Below are 5327 nucleotides of genomic sequence, written 5' to 3' on the forward strand. Positions count from 1 at the left end.
ATTCGTAATGCGGGGGTCAGGTGTTCGAGTCACCTAAGCGGCACCAGTTCTCCTAAAATCTTTGTCTAGCAGCAGTTCGTCGGCGTCCGCGGATGCTCATATTTCTCTTTTATTTCATGTTCTTATGGGTCGCATGCTTTAGCCTTGGCCTGCCTCCAGTCCCCAGGCGTTCGCCGGAATTCGCCTAGATCCGCCATACTTGTCGGTACGAGTGTCGGTACCGAAGTTTTGATTGTCGGTATTTTTGGTGTATCCATACCCCATGATCGGAAACACATTTCCACATGAGGCAATGGTATGGCTGGCCAAATAGCAAAGCTGACTGACCTCAAGCTTCGAAGCATCAAGCCAACTCAAAAGACGCAGAAGCTCTCAGATGGGCGGGGTTTGCAATTTTGGGTTACTCCCGCCGGTGGCAAATATTGGCGGATGGAGTATCGGTACGAAAACAAAAAGAAGCTGCTTTCGATCGGTCCTTACCCGGAAGTGTCCGCGGCGGCGGCCCGGGTCGCAGCCGCCCGGGCACGCGAACAACTGCGCGAAGGGGTAGATCCTTCGGAAAGAAAGAAAGAGCTGAAGAAGGCAACAATTGCCGCGGCGGAGCACACCTTTGGGAGCCTCGCTAAGCAACTCGTCGAGAAGAAGCGCAAGGAGGGTCGAGCGGTCGTCACCCTCACGAAAATGAATTGGATTTTTGGGAAAGTCGAGGCGGATCTGTCACACCGCCCCATACAGGAAATCACGACCCGCGACGTCGTGACCGTCCTAAGGAGAGAGGAAGAGGCAGGCAATCTCGAGACAGCTCGTCGAATGCGCACCGTCATTGGTGAAGTGTTCCGCTATGCAATGCAGCATGGCCTAGTCACGTCCGACCCGACGCAGGCCACGCGTGGCGCCATAGCCCAGCCCCGTCCACGCAATCACCCGGCCATCATTGATCCACAAGAGCTCGCCAAGCTACTGAGGCTCATTGACGAATACAGTCAACGCAACAGGCTGTGCGGAGCCGCCTTACATTTGATGTGTCTCCTCTATCCTCGGCCGGGTGAGCTACGGCAGGCGGATTGGTCAGAATTCGACTTGAACAAGGCGGTATGGACCATTCCAGCTGCCAGGACGAAAATGCGTCGTCCACATGCCAAGCCACTCGCCGCTCAGGCTCTCCAAATTCTGCGCGAACTCAAAGAGATTTCGGGGCCAGTCGGATATGTGTTTCGAGCTAACGGCAGACCGGGGCGCCCCATGAGCGAAAACACCCTTAACGCGGCGCTCCGACGAATGGGGGTCAGCGCGGACGTACACACTGCTCATGGCTTCAGAAGCACCGCCTCGACTATTCTCAACGACAGCAACCAGTTTTCAGCAGATGCAATCGAGCGAGAGCTGGCCCATCAAGACGAGGATGCTATTCGGAGAGTGTATCGCCGCGGTGACGCAATGGTCGAGAGGGTCAGAATGGCGCAATGGTGGGCCGATTGTCTGGACAGGTTACGAACGAATACTCAGTCAGCATCCACATGAGCCAACATCAACTCGTCACATATGACGGGGTTGAAAGTTTCGACGAGAGAACTAGCCAATATCATCGGGTGCTCACAGGAACATATAAGACAGCTCACGTCTCAGGGCGTACTACACAAAATCCGACATGGGGACTACAGCTTGGTGAATGTCGTTCACGAGTACATCATCTACAAGCAGCGTCAGATTGGTGGACCTATTCTGGATGAAGTCCGAGAGTATTATGAAGATCGCCTCGCAAACGGCTAGAAAGATAACGGAGCCATCGAATTCCCGACAGCAGCGCTCGCGAGACAAATCGGGAGACGTGAAGAAGCAAGGAATCTTGGAATATCTTCAACTTCGAACGACAAATCCCGTGTTGTTTTCATCGCATGGTCGTAGCGGAGTTGAGGCGATTGCCTGCCACTGTCGTGTCATTCAAGCCTGCTGAAATGGCGCAGCAGTCTTTCACTTCGCCGCCCGTCGTCGCTCCTGGTGATTGTACGTTGTGCGGTGAGCTTCGCTAGATAACTCGTGGTGGAACCGGGCGTTGCATCATCCATCCCGGTCGACCAGAGCAGGTTCGTGCCCACTGGTGGCAAGAGCGCAGTTGTCGAACGTAGTGAGAGGCTGACCCTACTGAAGTTGGTCCATCCAGAGTTTTGCCTGAACCGCAGCACTTATGAACGTCAAGCGATGGTCGGCGCCCGTAAGGAGTATGGGAGTAATTTTGTTTGATGAGGGTGAGTCAGGTGTGCTCACTAAGACTTCCTGATAGACTGCGGCAAGCTTACCCATCTTCTCTCTGACAACCTCATCATTTGAGCCATAGAACATCTGGGTGGGTGTTTTCAACTCCTGTCGGAAGACTTCATTTGCGGCGAGGCACTTTCCATATGCGGAATTCGCAAACGACGTTGGATCACGCAGTTCCGGGCGCAAATAGTTGAGAATAGGGGTCCCTTCCCACTGACTGAGCAATTGAAAGAAACCTTTCGGATAGCCCGTATGTTCATAAATTGCCTTGAAGCCCTGAAAGTAAACGGGATTTATAGTCGCCTTGGCCAGCCCCTTCGGTCCCATGTATCTATCGCAGGAGAAAATGGTCATGGCGAGGAGCGTATTGATCCAGGAGGCGTCACGGGCCCGAGGGTGGAACAAGATAGCGTTAAACACTGGAAAGGTATCACTGGGAGACGATGCTGTGAATGCAGCATCAACACTTACGCCGCGGCTTTCCAATAATTCGAGCAAGCCGCTCGTGTTCATGCCTCCCTGTGACCAACCTCCAAGAAGGAACCTAGAAGAACTGACTCCCTTGGATCGGAGGTACTGACGTACGTCAAGATAAAGATCGTAGCTGGTCTGCGCAGTACTCCGTTTGATGAAGTAGGCTTCCTCAGAGCGTGCATCGGCCATACCGAAATAATCGGCAGCCATGACTGCATGTCCATTACCCGCAAACAGAGCCACGATGTAACGCGTTTCGTACGCATCATCATAATGCTCGTATCCAGAAGGATTGCTCGTTTTGAATGCATAAGACGGCACGCCATACTTTCCCCACGCCGTACCGTGTTGGTATGATAGCAGCGGAATGCTTGTCCTATTCGGGATACGGGGCAACGCAAGAATGCCAGAAACCATAGTTCGGCTTTGTATTCCGAGGTCGGGACTGTGAGACCAATATTTCACGATATAGATGTCAACATCATTTGATGCTGTCGAGACAGGTGGCAACTGATATCCGAGGCCGGGCGAAGCGTTCTTCAGAAAGTGATCTCGTTCAGTTGAGAGCATTGCATTTAACTCCGCCACACTGACGGTCTTCAAGAATTTAAAGGTCGCCCTTTCCGCGTGGGCGTTGGACCACGTTGCGAGAAAAAGAATAATGGCAATTAGCAACCGCATAGCGCCTCTCCCGAGTTTTATTACTGTTCTTTGAGAATGCTTTATTGGTTAGTGTATGTTTTGATCTTGCTTTCCGCAAGCGACCCCATCCTCCCAACCCAACAGGACGATGAAACCGTATGTCTCCAAAATCGTATTTGTCTACAAAAACACATGGGATTGCTCCAGAGAACAGTCTCTCAGTCTAGCCCAGTACTATACAGACCCTCCGGGAGTACGGTTTTTTACCTAAGTATTTTGAGAAACTTTGTTCGGCGACATTTTGAAATGTAAGTGTTAACACTAATTAGGAACCCCGAGCAGACCCATCAGTGCTGATTGATCCATCGGCACTCCTCTTAAATCCGGAAATGTTGAAGGGACTTCTGCCCCTCACGGATCATACTCATGACGCTACCTGTGGTACTCCATCTCAGTTACCCCGATTTGCCGAACCGCACTGGAAACCGGGGCTCGTTGAGGAATGCGGATGTCAACCTGTTCGATCTTGACGGCAATCTAATCACGCACGTATTTTATCTTGGGATAGCGTGATCTTCTTTGATGTCCTCGAAAATAACTTCGTTTGAGCGACTTCTCTGGAGCAAGCATCAAATGGGGGCGGCTTCTTTACATCTACCCTGTGGTTCAATGTTTTCCCGATAAGTTTTTCGGCGCCTGCATAACGACTAAACACTATGCTGAGAAGGAGTGCTCCCATGAACCGCGCTGTCTCCCGCGTGATCGGCCTAGCTCTTATCCTTGCGTGTTACCTATCTCTAGACATGATCTCAGGTGCCAACGCGGCTTCAAGCCAAAATCGAGCGGTTGTCCTCGTTTCAGGAGGTGCACTTCGCACGCCCTTCACGACTCCGACCCAGGCCTGCAAGGACAGTGACGGCTTTCTCGCTGCGGGCAACACCTACACCGCCCTCCGTAAGTATCTGCTGGAAAAGGGCAAGCAGGTGTTCACGGCGCCAGCGATGGATGACTGGGGCATGGTCAAAGAGCCTTCCAAGGAAAGCGTCGGTCCCTTCACAGACTGCCCGCCGCAGTTGCCAGAGGTGATGACCATCACGTCGACAGCGGACTGGAATGCTGGCGGCGAACGACTGGTACGCTTTCTGGGCTATCTTCATAGCCAGTACGGGATCACCGACGTTGACCTTGTCGGTCACTCCAATGGCGGCATGTGGAACCGTGCGGCGATCAAGATCCTCAAAGACACGAACTCGCCGATCACGGTACGCTCACTCATCACCATCTCATCACCTCACACGGGCGCGACTGCGCCGCGGTTTTATGCCGGAGAGATCGACCTATCGGCATGCGCGGGTGTTGCCTTCTGCGAGCGTTCCGTCAAGGGCTGGGCTGACCTCGTGAAGGCCATGGACAAGGGGCTTAGCGCCGAGAACACGGTCAAGTTCACCTCTGGACCTGATGGGTGGAACGCGGCGCAAGGGGATGCCCTCAGAGGCATCCCCGTGACACTGATTGGGGGGACTTACTTCGAGGCCAAAGGTGGTGACCCTACCCTGTGGCCCTACGACGGCACGGTCCCGCTCTTCAGCGCCTGGGCGCAGGACGTTCCTTCCGAGATCATACCGTGGCGGTCCTGCTGGAAGGGTCCACTCGTACACTGGATCGGTTGGTCGGACCAAGTCGCTATTTCAAGGGACACCTCAATAACAGACAACCCTGAGGCCATGGCGCAAGTCAATCGGGCGATCGATGAAGCTGCTACTGCTCTCGGACAACCCGATCGTCAGGGCTGCCAATAGCGAACAAATTTCTTACAGAGCCTTGGCTTGGGTAAGAGCTTACCGAACTTGATCTAGTAGAAACCATTAAATGCCGATAACCAAGGCTATCGAATGATAACAACAGCGAAGCAGGCATTGAGGCCTGCCTCATCGGTAAATGCGCCTCAGCCC

The 5327-nt window shown here is 53.2% G+C and carries 3 protein-coding genes; 2 read left to right on the top strand and 1 reads right to left on the bottom strand.

Features of this window, described 5'->3' with window-relative positions:
* Window positions 1-297 precede the first annotated feature (297 nt).
* On the top strand, window positions 298-1521 hold the full coding sequence (locus tag WCJ41_RS19880; RefSeq protein ID WP_336907578.1) for an integrase arm-type DNA-binding domain-containing protein: 1224 nt from the start codon (window positions 298-300) through the stop codon (window positions 1519-1521).
* 618 nt (window positions 1522-2139) lie between these two features.
* Here WCJ41_RS19880 and WCJ41_RS19885 read toward each other — a convergent pair.
* Entirely contained in the window at window positions 2140-3414 is a 1275-nt protein-coding gene (locus WCJ41_RS19885; protein WP_336907579.1) for a hypothetical protein, read from the bottom strand.
* A 698-nt stretch (window positions 3415-4112) separates the two neighbouring features.
* Between WCJ41_RS19885 and WCJ41_RS19890 the strand changes: the two genes are divergently transcribed.
* The gene (locus WCJ41_RS19890; protein WP_336907580.1) at window positions 4113-5174 is read left to right on the top strand and encodes an alpha/beta hydrolase; all 1062 of its coding nucleotides are present in this window, start codon (window positions 4113-4115) and stop codon (window positions 5172-5174) included.
* Window positions 5175-5327 lie beyond the last annotated feature (153 nt).

Source organism: Aestuariivirga sp. (genome assembly GCF_037139295.1).
GTDB lineage: Bacteria > Pseudomonadota > Alphaproteobacteria > Rhizobiales > Aestuariivirgaceae > Aestuariivirga.